At 50.0% G+C, this 16,417-nt stretch carries 15 protein-coding genes; 6 read left to right on the forward strand and 9 right to left on the reverse strand.

The window, feature by feature from the left end; translation table 11 throughout:
* Window positions 1-9: 9 nt before the first annotated feature.
* Window positions 10-1,311 (reverse strand): two-component system sensor histidine kinase RstB, encoded by a 1,302-nt coding sequence (rstB, locus tag E6P06_RS14665; protein WP_139935379.1) that lies wholly within the window; start codon window positions 1,309-1,311, stop codon window positions 10-12.
* 228 nt (window positions 1,312-1,539) lie between these two features.
* Window positions 1,540-2,058 carry a membrane protein gene (locus tag E6P06_RS14670; RefSeq protein ID WP_003028960.1) on the reverse strand — a complete coding sequence of 173 codons (519 nt, stop codon included), beginning with the start codon at window positions 2,056-2,058 and terminating at the stop codon, window positions 1,540-1,542.
* A 234-nt stretch (window positions 2,059-2,292) separates the two neighbouring features.
* Between E6P06_RS14670 and E6P06_RS14675 the strand changes: the two genes are divergently transcribed.
* Window positions 2,293-2,637: a DUF1294 domain-containing protein gene (locus E6P06_RS14675; protein ID WP_003028959.1), complete on the forward strand. Its 345-nt coding sequence runs from the start codon at window positions 2,293-2,295 to the stop codon at window positions 2,635-2,637.
* 26 nt (window positions 2,638-2,663) lie between these two features.
* Here E6P06_RS14675 and E6P06_RS14680 read toward each other — a convergent pair whose 3' ends face one another.
* Window positions 2,664-3,455, reverse strand: a complete 792-nt coding sequence (locus E6P06_RS14680; RefSeq protein ID WP_003028958.1) for an MBL fold metallo-hydrolase — start codon at window positions 3,453-3,455, stop codon at window positions 2,664-2,666.
* A gap of 190 nt (window positions 3,456-3,645) precedes the next feature.
* Between E6P06_RS14680 and E6P06_RS14685 the strand changes: the two genes are divergently transcribed.
* Together E6P06_RS14685 and E6P06_RS14690 are read left to right on the forward strand one after the other, a co-directional pair.
* Complete coding sequence (locus E6P06_RS14685; protein WP_139935380.1) at window positions 3,646-4,488, forward strand: aminoglycoside phosphotransferase family protein; 843 nt, start codon at window positions 3,646-3,648, stop codon at window positions 4,486-4,488.
* Window positions 4,489-4,603: 115 nt separating this feature from the next.
* Window positions 4,604-5,632 carry a HoxN/HupN/NixA family nickel/cobalt transporter gene (locus E6P06_RS14690; protein ID WP_003836393.1) on the forward strand — a complete coding sequence of 343 codons (1,029 nt, stop codon included), beginning with the start codon at window positions 4,604-4,606 and terminating at the stop codon, window positions 5,630-5,632.
* Window positions 5,633-5,684: 52 nt separating this feature from the next.
* On the opposite strand, the gene E6P06_RS14695 is transcribed toward E6P06_RS14690, so the two are convergent.
* A complete protein-coding gene (locus E6P06_RS14695; protein ID WP_003836391.1) occupies window positions 5,685-7,025 on the reverse strand; it encodes an L-cystine transporter in 1,341 nt (446 codons plus the stop codon).
* A 246-nt stretch (window positions 7,026-7,271) separates the two neighbouring features.
* The gene (rstA, locus tag E6P06_RS14700; RefSeq protein ID WP_170926231.1) at window positions 7,272-8,015 is read right to left on the reverse strand and encodes a two-component system response regulator RstA; all 744 of its coding nucleotides are present in this window, start codon (window positions 8,013-8,015) and stop codon (window positions 7,272-7,274) included.
* Between the two features lie 118 nt (window positions 8,016-8,133).
* On the opposite strand from rstA, the gene E6P06_RS14705 reads away from it, so the two are divergent.
* Window positions 8,134-8,469 (forward strand): GlpM family protein, encoded by a 336-nt coding sequence (locus E6P06_RS14705; protein WP_003028950.1) that lies wholly within the window; start codon window positions 8,134-8,136, stop codon window positions 8,467-8,469.
* Here the strand turns inward: E6P06_RS14705 and folM are convergent.
* From folM to ydgH, 3 genes are all read right to left on the reverse strand, one after another.
* Window positions 8,466-9,188 (reverse strand): dihydromonapterin reductase, encoded by a 723-nt coding sequence (gene folM, locus E6P06_RS14710; RefSeq protein WP_139935381.1) that lies wholly within the window; start codon window positions 9,186-9,188, stop codon window positions 8,466-8,468. The genes E6P06_RS14705 and folM overlap by 4 nt on opposite strands.
* Window positions 9,189-9,224: 36 nt before the next feature.
* Entirely contained in the window at window positions 9,225-10,607 is a 1,383-nt protein-coding gene (locus E6P06_RS14715; protein ID WP_003843569.1) for an amino acid permease, read from the reverse strand.
* 245 nt (window positions 10,608-10,852) lie between these two features.
* Window positions 10,853-11,797 carry a DUF1471 family protein YdgH gene (gene ydgH / locus E6P06_RS14720; protein WP_061549080.1) on the reverse strand — a complete coding sequence of 315 codons (945 nt, stop codon included), beginning with the start codon at window positions 11,795-11,797 and terminating at the stop codon, window positions 10,853-10,855.
* A 525-nt stretch (window positions 11,798-12,322) separates the two neighbouring features.
* Here ydgH and pntA point away from each other — a divergent pair.
* Both pntA and pntB read left to right on the forward strand, forming a co-directional pair.
* Complete coding sequence (gene pntA, locus E6P06_RS14725; protein WP_016150210.1) at window positions 12,323-13,852, forward strand: Re/Si-specific NAD(P)(+) transhydrogenase subunit alpha; 1,530 nt, start codon at window positions 12,323-12,325, stop codon at window positions 13,850-13,852.
* A 10-nt stretch (window positions 13,853-13,862) separates the two neighbouring features.
* Complete coding sequence (gene pntB, locus E6P06_RS14730; protein WP_003028943.1) at window positions 13,863-15,251, forward strand: Re/Si-specific NAD(P)(+) transhydrogenase subunit beta; 1,389 nt, start codon at window positions 13,863-13,865, stop codon at window positions 15,249-15,251.
* A 46-nt stretch (window positions 15,252-15,297) separates the two neighbouring features.
* Here pntB and E6P06_RS14735 read toward each other — a convergent pair whose 3' ends face one another.
* Window positions 15,298-16,332 (reverse strand): AI-2E family transporter, encoded by a 1,035-nt coding sequence (locus tag E6P06_RS14735; protein ID WP_003028941.1) that lies wholly within the window; start codon window positions 16,330-16,332, stop codon window positions 15,298-15,300.
* Between the last annotated feature and the right edge of the window lie 85 nt (window positions 16,333-16,417).

Consider the following 16,417-nt stretch of genomic DNA (forward strand, 5'->3'; position numbering starts at 1 on the left):
CAGAAAAGGTCAGGCAGCTGAGATTTCGGGAATGTTATGCCAGACGGGCCAACGGAAAGTAAATCGGGCGCCGCCAAGTTCACTTTCATCACAGACGACCGTCCCCCCCATAGCCAAAGCAATTGAGTGGACGATGGCTAACCCAAGCCCACAACCCCCGGTTGCCCGGTCACGGCTGGGGTCAAGGCGTACAAACGGTTCAAAAACCTGTTCACGAGCGTCTGGTGCAATACCGGGACCGTCGTCTTCCACTACCAGCGTGGCTTGATTGCCGTTCAGCAGCAGACTGGCTTGCACTGTAGACTGGCAATAGCGCAGGGCATTGTTCAGCAAATTATCCAGGACCCGCTCCATCAGGCGCATATCCAACGCGCCGTAGTCGCCAGTTTCGAGATGACGTAAGTGCACCGCACGGCCAGGATTCACGCTTTGCACATCCTCCAGATGGGTTGTCAACCAAACAGGCAGGTCAGGTACGCTGAGCTTCAGTTCATTTTGCGGGCGATCCAGGCGGGCGTAGGTCAGTAACTCTTCGATCAACGCTTCCAGTTGGCCGATATCACGATTAAGCGCCTGAGATTCCTGCCCGGTGAGGTTATCACTCATTTCCAGCCGGTAACGTAAACGTACCAGCGGAGTACGAAGCTCATGGGCAATACCATCGATGAGCTGTTTTTTACTGGCGATCAGCGCATTGATATTGTCGGCCATTTGGTTAAACGCTACGCCCAGGCGCTCAAAGCTGGAACCGTTGTCAAAATGAAGGCGTTCACTCAGATGTCCTTCACCAAAACGTTGGGCGGCGGATTCGAGTCTTAGCATTTCTTTCCAGTGTGGACGCATCCAGATCAGTACCGGGAAGGCCAGTGAGATAGCAATAAACGCCATCAGCGCGATGTCCAGCAGGCGCATTTGATGAAGAAAATAAAGGTAAGGAACCGGGCCGACGGCCAACACATAATGGCTGCGAGGAATGCGTTGAATAAAGGTGTATTGATCGTCAAGAGCCACAATATCGCCTTCGCGCAAACGCTGCATGGTTGGGGCATCTAGTGTGTACTTATTCAGCGGTTCAACACGCAGGTCAAATGAGAGGTTTAAGTCCATTTCCTTTAGCGTCTTACCCCAATCGCGTGGCGGGATTTCGCGTAGTTCACTGCGCATCAGGTACAACGAGCTTTTCATCAAATCGTCGAGCGACTGTCTGCCTGCGCGTTCTGCGGTGAATTTGTATACCAGGCCGACCAACAGGGTCATCACCAAAAAGCAGACAAACAGCAGGAGGTAAAACTGCACAAACAGTTTCTTCATAAAAATCACCGAACGCTCAATAAGTTAGCGAGTTCTCGTGTCCCTCAGGGGAAAAGGGGCACAGCAGTATCCACCGATGCGTGGGAGCAGAAAGGTTATCTGATCACCATCTGGCGTGTTTATCCAGGCAGAGTACACTGTATAACTCTTTTCTGCATTCTTATGGCCCCTACGGGGGCGAAATGACCTTTCGCTTGATAACGCATTGCTTTGTACGCGGCAAGTTAATCAAAATCGGGATGGGGTTGTTCTGGCGTATGTTACGACCGCACCTAAAAGGTTACTTCGTTTCTCAACGTAGATTGTGTTGTTATATTCGTAGTTACCTTCGGGATAGCAAATTCTGATGTTAGTCCCGAGATCCGGATCGTCAACATCAGCCCCCGAACAGCTTTTAGAACTTCCTGTAGAGTAGGTGTATGGAGCGGTATAGGACGAGGGGACACCTGGAATGAACCAGGTTATCGCCATAATTGTGATCACTGAAAACAGCACCATGGCAATGCTGATGCTACCAAATAATTTCAGATAAGTTTGGAAGGGACTTTTTTTCATTATCCCATTACCTACCAGAAATAGGGTGATTAAAAATGACACTGCCAGAGAAATAAGCATGAGGTATTTTGATGTGAGCGGATAGAGAAAAGTTGCTCTGTATATCGTTACCTTCCACCAGTAAAAAAGAAAAATTGCGCCGAGAGATAATACGGTGACAAAAAACAAATATGGATATGAGTATTTTCTCATCCCTGCGACTCCAGAACAATTTCTCCATTTGGATTTAATAAATTACCATTTGTTCTGAATAATGAAAATGATTCTCTTGTTTGAATTGTTAGGTACGCCGCAGACCAGAGAATTTCCGCTATATCTGGGGATATAGGCATAAAAATAAAAGGGGTATTCTCACCCATGGCAGGGATGACTGACCTTGCGTATAATGGGTGACGAAACTTCCTGAAAAGTGCTGTGACTGAAAATATGAATCTCAATCGCTGTTGTTATTCGCTACTCATTTTTGCAGCGATCGGCTGCATTTTCACCGCTCACCCTCTTGTTATATGGTTTCTACTCGCCAACATACTGACGTTGCTGTTATACGGCGTGGACAAAATGGCGGCACGCAAGGACTGGCGTAGAGTGCCGGAATCCACATTGCTGGTGTTTGGCGTTGTGGGCGGGTGGGGTGGCGCGATCGCGGGTCAACAAATCTTTCGCCATAAAACACAAAAGCAGCCTTTCAAAACCTACTTCATTATCAGTGTGATAGTGAGTATTTCTGTGATGGGCGTGGTTTATCAGTTCTATCCATTTTTACCTTCCTGAGTCTGGTTGGTGAATAAACTGCCGGTTTATCTGAGGCAGGAAATATACTTTTCACCTGAACGCCGCACAATTTCATCGGCATTTTGCGTAATATCTTTTCCTGCAAATGCGCCGTAAAGTTGCTTAAATTTCACTGTACTCAGTCTCTGGGTAATGTTGCTGACCGTTGCAGCTGGCAACGGTAGCATATTAGGGTAGCTCCACATAAAGGAGACGGCATGCGCACCTGGCGTAACCTGGACGATGTCGCCGGAAAGCACCACGCCTTCGTCACGCGCCCAGTGCAGGACGCAGCCTCCAGCAAAGTGTCCGCCGAGACGTATCACCGTGACGTCACGGGTTAACTCGATGGTGTCGCCATCCCAGAATCTAATCCACGGGCTGTCGCGCATTACCCACCTTCTGTCGCTGGCATGAAGGTAAATCGGCGCGTTAAATTCTGCAGCCCAGTCCTGCATGGTGGTGTAGTAATGAGGATGCGATATCGCGATAGCCTTAAGCCCGCCAAGGGACGTTATTAGCGTTTTTGTGGCATCGTCGAGCGAGGCAATGCAGTCCCATAAAATATTGCCTTCAGAGGTACGCAGAATAAACGCGCGCTGATCAATTGCAAAATCAGGAACGGTGCGGATGCTGAGGAGAGTACTATCGTGTTGCTTCCACTTATTTGTATGCGATGCACACAGGGCGGTAAAATCGACCCATTCCTGTCCGCTCGCAGGGACATACTGGCGTTCATCCTGGCAGATATCGCACTGTTCCGGATGGGCGCCAGTTACCTCATAGGATGTTCCACAGGTTTTGCATAACGTGATCATCGTGTCCTCCTTATTTACCGAACACAGTCAGCATGGCACACAGATACACAAGGATGTGCCTGTTAGTGCTCTACCCGTTAAGTCAGTGATGACGGATGTGGGAGGTTGTAGCTCAACCAAAAGAAAACAGGAATAATGCCGACACGGATCCTTTTGGTTACCATCTTCCAGAGAAAAATGAGGATATTGTTTGGAAAGTCGCCTGTTCAACACCTGGCTCAACCGTTGGGGACTCACTCCAGATGGTGAACCGGTTGAAACGCACACATCACAGCTTTTGCCTGTAGTGGTCATCAGGGATGATCAGAAAGCCATACTTAAAATCACCGACGATGACAGTGAACGGATCGGCTGTGAACTCATGGTCTGGTGGAACGGAAATGGCGCAGCGAAAGTATTTGCTCATGCAGCAGGGGCGATTCTGCTGGAACGTGCGACAGGGACAGGGTCTTTAGCGGACATGTCCTGGACTGGTAACGATGCGCAGGCTTGTCGCATTATTTGCCATGCTGCCAGTAGACTCCATTTCTCCCGGAATGCGTCTACGCCAGCGTTAACACCTCTGCACCATTGGTTTAGCGACCTGGCTCCCGCCGCGAAAAAGCATGGCGGTATCCTGACGCGTTGTGCAGCGGTGGCAAATGTACTGCTATCTTCACCCCAAGATGAAGTCGTATTACACGGCGACCTACACCACGGCAATATTCTTGATTTCGGAACGAGAGGATGGCTTGCTATCGATCCCAAAGGGCTGCTAGGCGAGCGTGGCTTTGATTACGCCAATATTTTTACTAACCCTGATCTTGCCGAACCCACCAGACCTGTTGCCATTGAGCCGGAAACATTCACACAACGAGTCAACATTGTGTCTGAAATCGCAAGAATTGAACGGCAACGTTTGCTGATGTGGATTGTTGCCTGGTGTGGGTTGTCGTCCGTCTGGTTTCTGCAAGAGGGGGACAGCGCAACGGTACCTCTGCGTATCGCGGAGCTAGCGATGGCGGAACTTGCTTCAGGTGATAATCAACTTTGATCTACGACACTGGGTTAGTAATTCTTAAGAGTTATCATTAGCCTGATCAACGTTATATTAATTAATCAGTGAGTGGTGGTGTGTTGTTTAGCTTAAATTTAATTGGCGGGAAACAATGAACGCATTGTTTTCATTATTTAAAAAACGCCCGAATATTCTTTTGTTGATGGTCTTACTCATCGGGGCAAACATCGTGGCGTGGCTGTGGGCTTTCACCGCGTTTAGTAACAACACGTCATTGCTTGCACTGAGTCTGATTGCGTGGTGCTACGGTTTGCGCCATGCTGTCGATGCCGATCATATCGCCGCGATAGACAGCGCTACACGTAAACTCATGCAGCAGAAAAAACGCGCCCTGACGACGGGAGCCTGGTTTTCTTTGGGGCACTCCACCATTGTGGTACTGGCAAGCATTGGCATTGCACTGACCACCAGCGTGTTTAAGCAACATATGGCATGGTTTCAGAATGTCGGCGGTCTGATAGGAACTACGGTTTCTGCCGTGTTTTTGCTGATTCTGGCTACCATTAATCTCATTATTTTCTGCCAGGTCTGGAAGGCATTCCGCCATCTTAAACGCACCGGTACTTACGATGGCACCACGGAAGATATTACAGTTTCAGGTCCTTTGAACTGGCTTTTCCGCTCAGCGTTTCGGTTGGTAGGCAAAGACTGGCATATGTATTTTGTCGGTTTTCTTTTTGGTCTGGGTTTTGATACCGCCACTGAAATTTCTTTGCTGGGAATTTCTGCTTCAAGCGCGTCCAGTGGCATGTCGGTTTGGTCAATTCTCGTGTTCCCGGCGCTGTTTACCTGCGGTATGGCGTTAATTGATTGTCTCGACAGTATTCTGATGGTTGAGGCCTACGGATGGGCGTTCAATAAGCCGCAACGCAAGCTCTATTACAATATGACCATTACCGGGACTTCCGTGATTGTAGCGCTATTTATTGGCGGACTGGAGGCGCTGGGGCTTCTCTCTGACGCGTTTTCGCTCCAGGGTGGTTTGTGGGATACCGTCAGCAATTTAAGTGACCATATGGGGAATGTCGGTTTTGCGATTATTGGCGTCTTTATCGGCTGCTGGATTATCTCTGCCGTAAATTACCGTTGGAAAAAATACGACGGGCTGACGTTTAGTTGACACAAAAGAAAGCCTTCCAGCAACAGGAAGGCTTTGATCTTTTTAGGACTGACTAATTCGCGTTCACGGGTTGTGGTTTTTCAGCACTCTTTTTCAGGAGCCTGTTAGCCAGCACGCCAGACATCATCGAACCGTTCACGTTTAATGCCGTTCTGGCCATATCGACGACAGGCTCGATAGCAATGAAAATCCCCACCAGCGCGACCGGGAAGTTCAGTGTTGAAAGGACGATCAGCGCAGCAAATGTTCCGCCACCGCCTACACCCGCCACCCCAATAGAACCCAGCGCAATCGCAGGTAGCATGGCGAGCAAAAAATGTACTGATAGCGGATCAATCCCAATTGTTGGAGCAATCATCGCCACCATAATAGCCGGATAGATCCCGGCACAGCCATTTTGACCCATGCTGGAGCCGAATGAAGCCGCAATATTGGCAATGGTGTTTTGCACGCCAAATTTTTCTTGTGCGGAAATAGCTAGTGGAATAGATGCTGCACTGCTGCGTGAAACAAATGCAAAGGTTAAAACTGGCCAGACAGTTTTAAAATAGTGAACGGGATTATTACCGCTCAGAACCAGTATCAGTGCGTGGACGATAAACATCATCAGAATCGCAAGGTAACAGGCAGCAATAAAGCCTAACAGACTGGCAAATTGTTCAAATCGATACGCGGAAAATACGCCAGCCATTAATGCCATCACACCATAAGGGGTGAGAGCAATAACGATACGCACCATTTTCATCACCCAAATCTGGATAGCGTTAATGCCAGCACTTAATTTTTCACCTTCTTGCGGGGCGTCCTGTTTGACCTTTAATAATGCCACGCCGGCAAGTAGGGTGAAGATAACAATGCCAATGACGGAAACGCTTCTGGCCCCTGTTAGATCGAGGAAGATATTCGTGGGGATCAGAGATGTAACCAGTTTAGGCAGTGAAATGGCGGCTGTTTTATTTACATCGTCTGCCGTCAGCGTGGACTGCATATGAACAAACGCACTGGCGTCCAGGCCTAATACATGCGCAGTCAACAGCCCAATAAAACCGGCAACCATTACCAGACAGAGCATGCATCCGACGATGGTTAACGACATTTTCCCAATGCCAGCGCTGTTTTCGAGCTTATTAATGGCTGAGAGAATAGAGATGAAAATCAGCGGTACCGCAACCAGCTTCAGTAAATTCACATAGCCGTTGCCGATAACATTGTACCAGTCGATAACTGTTTTTCTTTCGTCAGCAGCAATGAGATGCAGGGATAAACCGATAACGGCACCCGTAAAAATAGCGATGAAGACGCTTTTTGAAAGAGAGTGACTTTTTTGGTTGATTCTGAAAATTGCCCATGAACAAACCAAAAAGAACGCGATATACGCGAGCGAAACGAACATATTGTAGCCTCTTGCCTCATTCAGCACCTGAAATGCCGGAAAGAGTTTTGTTAGTACGAAAAAAAATGATGAACCATACGGGTTCAGGACCGCGACGGATTATAGGGAGGGGGGAGGGTAACAGCCACACAAAAAGTGTGGAACGGCGTCGGATGGCGTTTGTATGCCTGTTCTGTAGACGATTTTAAGTGACAGTGTAACGTATTGTGAATAATCCAGCCGATCGATGAGATCGGCCCGGTGGCATTACTTCTGTGGCTCGTCGTCCCAGGCGTGGGGTGCAAAGAGATAACCTTTATTGCGCACGGTTTTGATTCGATAAGGTTCAGTCGCGTTATCGAGCAGTTTTTTGCGTAACCGGGAAATCGCGACATCTACGCTGCGATCCATGCCGTCATAGCTTACGCCACGTAGGTTCTTCAGCAACGCATCGCGGTCCATAATCTGCCCGGCATGGGTTGCCAACTCCCACAGTAATTCAAAATCAGCGGTGGAAAGAGAAACTTGCTCGCCGCCGAGCAGCACGGAGCGGTTGGTTGGGTCGATAGTGAGTGTGCCGAAGCGCAGCGTTGTGTGCGGTGTGATGGTCGCCGATTGAATGCCTTTAGACTGGGTAGAGTGCTCATTCTGACGCAGGTGCAGACGCAGGCGAGCCAGCAGCACCGCTGGCGGCGTGGTTTTCAGAATATAGTCACAGGCGCCCATTTCCAGTGCCAGGATATGGTTCATGTCGCTGTCCAGCGAGGTGAGCAGGACAATCGGGCCTTGCCAGCGTCCGCGTAAATCTCGGCAGATAGTCATCCCGTCTTTGCCCGGCAGCATGATATCTAATAACACCAGATCGGGTTGAACGTGCAGGATTTTCTCCTCGGCCAAATCACCACGAGGTTCAAGGATAACCTCAATATCATGCCGGGCCAAATAGGCTGCAATCAGTGAGCCAACTTCGGGATCATCTTCAACAAATACGATGGTGTTCATATCATTAATTTTTGAATATAAAACGCCAACATACACCGCCCTGGTTTTTCCTTCCATTAATCTTTTCTAAACAAGAACGCTTCCGTTATGCTAGGGGCTGATGTTATTGATGTGTTAAGGCAGAGTGATGGGACTCGTTATAAAAGCGGCGCTCGGTGCGCTGGTGGTGGTGTTGATTGGCTTGCTGGCGAAAACAAAGAATTACTATATTGCCGGATTAATTCCGTTGTTCCCGACGTTTGCGTTGATTGCCCACTATATCGTGGCCAGTGAACGCGGGATCGAGGCGTTACGTACAACCATCATATTCAGCATGTGGTCGATTATTCCCTATTTTGTCTACCTCGTTTCACTGTGGTATTTCACCGGATTTATGCGCTTACCCGTTGCGCTCGGCGGATCAGTGGTGTGCTGGGGCCTGAGCGCGTGGTTGCTGATCTTTTGTTGGATCAAACTGCACTAACGCAGATGACGCCCACCATCAAGGGCAAAACTACGTCCGGTGACAAAACAGCTGGTTAACAGATAGTCAATTAAATCAATGACCTCTTTTTCACCTGGCGCGGTTTTCATCAGTGATTTGTTCAGTGCCTGCTGGCGATACTCTGCATCATCACCCTCGTTAAACAGGATAAGTGAAGGGGCAATCGCGTTCACTTTCACTTCCGGTGCCAGTTTGCGCGCGAACGAGCGGGTCATATTATCCAGCGCCGCTTTGCTGGCAGCATAAGCAATGTGCTTGTCGCTGCCGCGCTCCACAACATAATCAGTAAAATGGATTATATCGCTGGCCGCGTGTCCATGACCGCGTAGCAATCCTTCCAGTGCATGGTTGAGCAGGTAGGGCGTATTGACATGAATCTGCATCATGGCTGACAGCACATCGGTCAGCGGTGTACCAGGCTTTTCTGCAAGCCAGGCACTGGCATTATGCACAATAGCGCGCAAGCCATCCGTCTGAGCTTTGATCTCATCAGCAAAGGCCAGCACGCCTTCATCCGTGGAAAAGTCAGCAGGGATACAAATCGCGCCCGCTTCTCGCAGGCCGTCAATGGCAGGATAGTGCGTACGGTAGCTGACGATAACTGGCTGTTTTTGGTTCAGAAAGTGCCATGCGACGGCGAGGCCGATACGACGACCACCTCCGGTGATAAGAATTGGCAAAGGGTTTTTTTTACCCATCGTAATCTCCATATGTCGCGAACGATGGGTATAACGTTACCCCATCAGCATCCAGGTAGCCGGCACAGCAGCAACAAGCAGCAGGCCGATCAGCGCCATCTCCTGGCGTTTTAATACGTTTTCATGCGCGTGCGTTTTACGGGCATAAAGAAAAACCAGCAGTCCTGGCGCATACAGCACTACGGACAGCAGCAGGTGCATCGGACCTGACGCATACAATAACCATATGCCATAAATACTCGCCCCGATACCGACAGCCTTATGAATCGGACGGGTTGCAATTTTTAACAGAAATGCGCCGACCAGCAAATAGGGCACCAGAATCATCTCTGAGGCGATAGTCAATAACGTATTGTAGTCGGAACCAGTAAGCCAGATCAGCACCAGGCAGAGCTGTACGCAGATGTTGGTCAGCCATAGCGACGCCGATGGCGCGCCTTGCGCGTTCTGTCGCGCAAAAATGCGCGGAAAAGCTTTGTGCGTGGAGGCGAGGAACGGCACTTCCGCCGCCATAATCGTCCAGCTTAGATAGGCGCCGCACACGGAAACAATCAGACCTGCGGCAATAATAATTTCGCCCCATGGTCCCATCATTTTAACCATCAGACCGGCCATTGACGGGTTACGGATCTCCGCCAATTCGGGACGTGCGACAACGCCCAGAGACAACAGGGTGACCAGCAGGTAAACGCCCAGCGCGGCAAGTACTGCCAGCAGCGTGGCGCGTCCGACATCGCGTTTGTTTCTGGCACGGGCAGAAACTACCACCGCGCCTTCCACACCGATGAATACCCACAAGGTGATGAGCATGGTGTTTTTGACCTGCTCCCAGACGGGAACGCCCAATGCTACGCCGGTAAAATCGAGAGTAAAGGTGTCGAGCTTAAACAGCATGAATGCCAGCACGATAAACAGACCCAGCGGCAGTAATTTCGCCAGCGTCGCGACCAGGTTAATACTGGCTGCCGTTTGCACACCGCGCAGCACAAGGAAGTGTACGATCCACAGCAGCATCGATGCGCCCACAATCGACTGCCAGGTATTACCGTCGCCAAACAGACGTAACTCAGGCGTGTCGGTAAAGAAGCTGAGTGCAGAGAAGACAATGACCAGATACGAAACGTTAGCGATAACGGCACACAGCCAGTATCCCCACGCGGAGCAGAAGCCAATCAGCTCGCCAAAACCTTCACGCGCATAGGTAAAAATACCGCCATCCAGTTCAGGACGGATACGCGTCAGGATCAGCATGGCAAAGGCGAGCAAAAGAATACCCGCACCGGTAATCGCCCAACCAATCAGTAATGCAGCCGGGCTGGCTACTGCCGCCATGTTTTGTGGCAGGCTGAAAACGCCAGCGCCGAGCATTGAGCTTAAAACCAGCGCGGTCAGTGCGCTCAGACCCAATTTCTTTTCCATTTGTATCCAGTTACAAAAACGAGAGTGAGAGAATAATTATTTTGGCAAACCGCATAAAAATGGTGAAAGCCACTAAGGCGCGGGATTTTACGGAGAGAAGAGAATGCATGCAATGGGGATAGAGAGATTTGTGACTAATAGTGTGAAAAGTTGTCTTAATACTGCTGTTTTTGTTTTGTCTGGGAGCAGAACTGCGCGAAATTATCAGGTCTACAAGGACTGTAGACCTGATAATACATTGGGTATTACTTATACAGATCGGCGCTGATTGTCACGTTGTTACCACGTTCTGACCACTGGCGGGTGATGTGATAATACTTCGCGCCTTTTTTCGCTGCGCGTTTTGCTACCTGATAAGAAACTTCCGTCATGTTGCCGTAGTTACCGGTGAACTTGATGCTGTCGAACGGTACCATCATGGCGGCGGTCGCTTTGTTCAGTTCTTCAACTTTGGTTCCATCCGGCAGCGTGACAGTGTAACGTCCGCCTTTGGTGGATTGCGTTTCGAAGAAGCGACCGACTTCAGCACTCGGGGAAGCGGTAGTTGCAACGCCTGGGATCTCAACTTTCTTCGCGGCTTCGCCACCTGCTGCTAATGCGGCGCGTCCGGCATCAGAATCTGCTGGGATCGCATCAGGGCTTTGCACTACGCGTTTTTTCGCATTAGCTTTGTAGATGAATGCGGTAATACGCTGGTTGCCGCCCTGGTTGGCATCGACCTGGCGCACGATATAGAAGGAATATGCACCTTTCTCTCTCGCAGCTTTGGTGATTGCATCGTTTACTTCAGGCTGGCTACGGTAGAAACCCTGTACCGTAACGGTATCGTAAGGTTCAATCAGAACGGCCTGATCTTTAGGCAATTCCATAACGCCGTTAATGATACGGTTTTTTGACGCTTCCGCTTTTTCAGCGTCAGCTTTATAGACGTCGGCAACAACGCGCCAGTTACCGCCGCTGCCAAAATCTGAAGTATCAACAACATAAAAGGAGGCTGCACCGTCTTTATCTGCACGGCGTGATACGGCAGCAACTGCATCACCGATAGCATTAAAACGACCGGTGACCACAATGCGGTCATAGGGTTTCAGGGCAGCCGCTTGCTCCGGCGTCAATTCTGTCGCTGCATTGACAGAAAAAGCAGTCGCAGAAATAAGTGCGGACGCCAGGAGAGTGTTCTTAAGCTTCATAAAAATAATCCTTCGCCTTGCGCAAACCAGGTACTGGTATTGTTATTGACTAGAAACGTCGCTGATTATTGCATTTAAATTGCGTCAGTGTCTGCGTCATTTTTCACTCATCGTGCCACCTGGCTTAACAACATCGATAACATTTTGTGATATGCCGAAAAATTCGGCGTTTGGTGACCAAAACTGATAAAGCAGTTGAATTTTATAAGTTAATTTAATGTTAATTAATTGTTTTTGGCAGGTACGTAATCATGTTTTGCCGCTTCGCTTAAGCGAATTATCAGCCTTTGTGGGCTATTTTTAGGGCATTTTATCTGTCTGAGGTTCGATTCATCTCTATTTTGCGAATTTCATAATAAATACTGTTTTTTGGCGCTAGATCACAGGCGTCATTTTCAGTAGGTTATACAGAGTTTGTTACTGTTTTATTTTATTGAGGTAACACTGACCTCTCTCGAGAGTGCGCGCATGCCTCGTGCGAACATTGATAAACCATCATCATAATTACAGATGGAAGGGAACATTATGCGAATTGGCATACCAAGAGAACGGTTAACCAATGAAACCCGCGTTGCAGCCACGCCGAAGACGGTTGAGCAGCTGCTTAAGTTAGGTTTCAGCGTCGCGGTTGAAAGCGGTGCAGGTCAACTGGCGAGTTTTGACGATAAGGCGTTTGTACAAGCAGGCGCAGAAATTGTTGATGGAAATGCAGTCTGGCAGTCAGAGATCATCCTGAAGGTCAATGCGCCGGAGGAGGCGGAAATTCCGTTACTCAATCCGGGCACGACGCTGGTGAGCTTTCTTTGGCCCGCGCAAAACCCTGAACTGTTGCAAAAGCTTGCAGAGCGAAACGTGACAGTTATGGCGATGGACTCCGTGCCACGTATTTCGCGTGCGCAGTCGCTGGATGCTTTGAGCTCAATGGCGAACATTGCCGGGTATCGCGCTATTGTTGAAGCTGCACATGAATTCGGTCGCTTCTTCACCGGCCAGATCACCGCCGCAGGCAAGGTTCCACCTGCCAAGGTCATGGTGATTGGTGCGGGTGTGGCAGGTCTTGCGGCGATAGGTGCGGCAAACAGCCTGGGCGCTATCGTGCGTGCTTTTGATACCCGTCCGGAAGTGAAGGAACAAGTGCAGAGTATGGGCGCCGAGTTCCTTGAACTGGACTTTAAAGAAGAAGCGGGCAGCGGTGATGGCTATGCCAAAGTGATGTCCGAGGCGTTCATCAAAGCAGAAATGGAACTCTTCGCTGCACAGGCGAAAGACGTCGACATTATTGTTACCACTGCGCTGATCCCGGGCAAACCGGCCCCGAAACTGATCACCCGTGAAATGGTCGATTCGATGAAAGCGGGCAGCGTAATTGTCGATCTTGCCGCGCAAAACGGCGGTAACTGCGAATATACCGTGCCTAATCAGGTGACAACCACCGAGAACGGGGTGAAGGTTATCGGCTATACCGACCTGCCTGGCCGTTTGCCAACGCAATCTTCCCAGCTTTACGGCACCAACCTCGTCAACCTGCTCAAACTGTTGTGCAAAGAGAAAGACGGCAATATCACCGTCGATTTTGACGACGTGGTTGTTCGCGGTGTCACGGTGGTTCGCGAGGGTGAAATCACCTGGCCTGCGCCACCTATCCAGGTTTCTGCTCAGCCGCAGGCTGCGCAAAAAGCCGCACCTGCACCGAAAGAAGAGAAAAAACCTGTCTCTCCGTGGCGCAAATATGCACTGATGGCGCTGGTGGTGATTTTGTTTGGCTGGCTCGCCGACGTTGCGCCGAAAGAGTTCCTTGGTCACTTTACGGTGTTCGCGCTTTCCTGCGTGGTGGGTTACTACGTGGTCTGGAATGTGTCACATGCGTTGCATACTCCGCTGATGTCTGTGACTAACGCCATCTCAGGGATTATCGTGGTTGGGGCGTTATTGCAAATTGGCCAGGGTGGCTGGGTGAGTTTCCTGAGCTTTATCGCGGTGCTTATTGCCAGCATTAATATTTTCGGTGGCTTCACCGTGACTCAGCGCATGCTGAAAATGTTCCGGAAAAACTAAGGGGTAACATATGTCTGGAGGATTAGTTACAGCTGCATACATTGTTGCCGCTATCCTGTTTATTTTTAGTCTGGCGGGGCTTTCGAAACACGAAACCTCTCAGCAGGGTAACAACTACGGTATCGCCGGGATGGCGATTGCGCTGATTGCCACGATTTTTGGCCCGGATACCGGCAATGTTGCGTGGATCCTGGTGGCGATGATCATCGGCGGCGCGATTGGTATTCGTCTGGCGAAAAAAGTTGAGATGACCGAGATGCCGGAGCTGGTGGCAATTCTGCACAGCTTCGTTGGTCTGGCAGCGGTACTGGTGGGCTTCAACAGCTACCTGTATCACGACACGGGCCTGGAGCCGATTCTGGTGAACATTCACCTGACGGAAGTGTTCCTGGGTATCTTCATCGGTGCGGTAACCTTTACCGGTTCTGTGGTGGCCTTTGGCAAACTGCGCGGCAAGATCTCCTCTAAACCGCTGATGCTGCCGAATCGTCACAAAATGAATCTGGCGGCGCTGGTTGTTTCTTTCCTGCTGCTGGTGGTGTTTGTCCGTACCGAAAGCGTGGGCCTGCAGGTTCTGGCGCTGCTGGTGATGACCATAATTGCACTGGCTTTTGGCTGGCATCTGGTGGCCTCCATCGGTGGTGCGGATATGCCGGTGGTCGTTTCAATGCTCAACTCCTATTCAGGATGGGCTGCGGCGGCGGCGGGCTTTATGCTGAGCAACGATCTGCTGATCGTTACCGGTGCGCTGGTCGGTTCTTCTGGTGCGATCCTGTCTTACATTATGTGTAAGGCGATGAACCGTTCATTTTTCAGCGTTATTGCAGGTGGCTTTGGTTCTGACGGTTCTTCTACCGGATCAGAAGAAGAAGTCGGTGAACACCGTGAGATTACTGCGGAAGACACAGCAGAAATGCTGAAGAACTCGCACTCCGTGATCATCACCCCGGGCTACGGCATGGCAGTGGCTCAGGCACAGTATCCGGTCGCGGAAATCACTGAGAAACTGCGCGCACGCGGCATCAAAGTGCGCTTCGGTATTCACCCAGTAGCAGGGCGTTTGCCCGGTCATATGAACGTACTGCTGGCGGAAGCCAAAGTCCCTTATGACATCGTGCTGGAAATGGACGAGATCAACGATGATTTCGCCGATACCGATACCGTGCTGGTGATTGGTGCCAACGATACGGTAAACCCGGCGGCGCAGGATGACCCGAACAGCCCGATCGCCGGTATGCCGGTGCTTGAAGTATGGAAAGCGCAGAACGTCATCGTGTTCAAACGTTCGATGAACACGGGCTATGCTGGTGTGCAGAACCCGCTGTTCTTTAAAGAAAACACTCATATGCTGTTTGGCGATGCCAAAGCCAGCGTGGATGCGATTCTGAAAGCGTTGTAATCGTCAGTGAAAACTAAGACGGCCTCTGCGGAGGCCGTTTTGCATTTTACTCTTTGTTGAGATCGCTCAGTAACACTGCAATGCTTTGACCGCCATTGGTTTGCTCTAGCGCGATTTTCACAATGATGGTTAGCGGAACAGAAAGCAGCATCCCAACAGGGCCGAGCAGCCAGCCCCAGAAGATTAACGACAAAAAAACCACCAGCGTAGACAGTCCAAGTCCACGCCCCATGATCCGCGGCTCGAGGATATTCCCGAATACCAGGTTGATGACCAGATAGCCTGCCAGAACCACCAGCGCATCGTAAAGGCCGCTAAATACCAGCACCTGAGCAATAGGGGGAATGGCCGCCAATACCGAACCGATATTAGGGATGTAGTTCAGGGCGAAGGCCAGTAATCCCCAGACAAAGGCAAAGCGCACATCCAATGCAGCAAGCATGCCCCAGGCGACCAACCCGGTCACAATGCTGATTGCCGTTTTAAGCACCAGATAGTGAGATACGCTGTCGATGGCGCGTTGAATCGCCGCCATACCTTCAATGGGGCGACTCATCATTTGTTTTAGTTTGTTGGGCAGTTGCGGTACTTCCAGCAGCATAAAAACTACCGTCAGTAGCAGTAAAAAGATCGATGACATAGCATTCGAAAGCTGCGCCAGCAAATTGGTCACCAGCGTCATTGCCGCGTTTGGATCGATATATTTGACGAGCTCATCCACGGAAACGCCGATCCCTGCGCGTTGTAACCATGGTTCAAGATTTTTTAGTGGAATAACCAGTGAAGAGCGATATTGCGGAAGCGTACGCGCAAGCTCATTTAAGGATGTGCCTAAATACGCTAACAGCAGTACCATTAGCATTACAATAATAACGATGAGCAATGACACCGCAAATACGCGCGGTATGCGAAGCTTGACCATCCGCTGCACCACGGGGTTCAGCACAACGGCTATAAATAACGCCAGAATAAAGGGGACGATGATATCTGCGGCAAAGCGAATGCCGCTCAGAATGATAACCAGCATGCCCAGCATAATGACTATTTTTAGACCGTTAAGCGTGATGATCGGTTTCGCCATGTGTATTCCTGCGTTTTTGATTTTTGAATCTGAATAATAGTGTGATTTACGTCGAGCCGTTATAACAAAAATCAAACGGGGCAGG

Origin of the sequence: Citrobacter sp. CF971, from assembly GCF_006385635.1 — a bacterium.
Classification (GTDB): domain Bacteria; phylum Pseudomonadota; class Gammaproteobacteria; order Enterobacterales; family Enterobacteriaceae; genus Citrobacter; species Citrobacter freundii.

Coding starts and splice junctions, on each gene's coding strand:
- rstB (WP_139935379.1), bottom strand. CDS start 1,311: ATGAAGAAACTGTTTGTGCAGTTTTACCTCCTGCTGTTTGTCTGCTTT.
- E6P06_RS14705 (WP_003028950.1), top strand. CDS start 8,134: ATGGGACTCGTTATAAAAGCGGCGCTCGGTGCGCTGGTGGTGGTGTTG.
- pntA (WP_016150210.1), top strand. CDS start 12,323: ATGCGAATTGGCATACCAAGAGAACGGTTAACCAATGAAACCCGCGTT.
- pntB (WP_003028943.1), top strand. CDS start 13,863: ATGTCTGGAGGATTAGTTACAGCTGCATACATTGTTGCCGCTATCCTG.
- E6P06_RS14715 (WP_003843569.1), bottom strand. CDS start 10,607: ATGGAAAAGAAATTGGGTCTGAGCGCACTGACCGCGCTGGTTTTAAGC.
- ydgH (WP_061549080.1), bottom strand. CDS start 11,797: ATGAAGCTTAAGAACACTCTCCTGGCGTCCGCACTTATTTCTGCGACT.
- E6P06_RS14735 (WP_003028941.1), bottom strand. CDS start 16,332: ATGGCGAAACCGATCATCACGCTTAACGGTCTAAAAATAGTCATTATG.
- E6P06_RS14695 (WP_003836391.1), bottom strand. CDS start 7,025: ATGTTCGTTTCGCTCGCGTATATCGCGTTCTTTTTGGTTTGTTCATGG.
- E6P06_RS14675 (WP_003028959.1), top strand. CDS start 2,293: ATGAATCTCAATCGCTGTTGTTATTCGCTACTCATTTTTGCAGCGATC.
- E6P06_RS14690 (WP_003836393.1), top strand. CDS start 4,604: ATGAACGCATTGTTTTCATTATTTAAAAAACGCCCGAATATTCTTTTG.
- E6P06_RS14680 (WP_003028958.1), bottom strand. CDS start 3,455: ATGATCACGTTATGCAAAACCTGTGGAACATCCTATGAGGTAACTGGC.
- E6P06_RS14670 (WP_003028960.1), bottom strand. CDS start 2,058: ATGAGAAAATACTCATATCCATATTTGTTTTTTGTCACCGTATTATCT.
- folM (WP_139935381.1), bottom strand. CDS start 9,188: ATGGGTAAAAAAAACCCTTTGCCAATTCTTATCACCGGAGGTGGTCGT.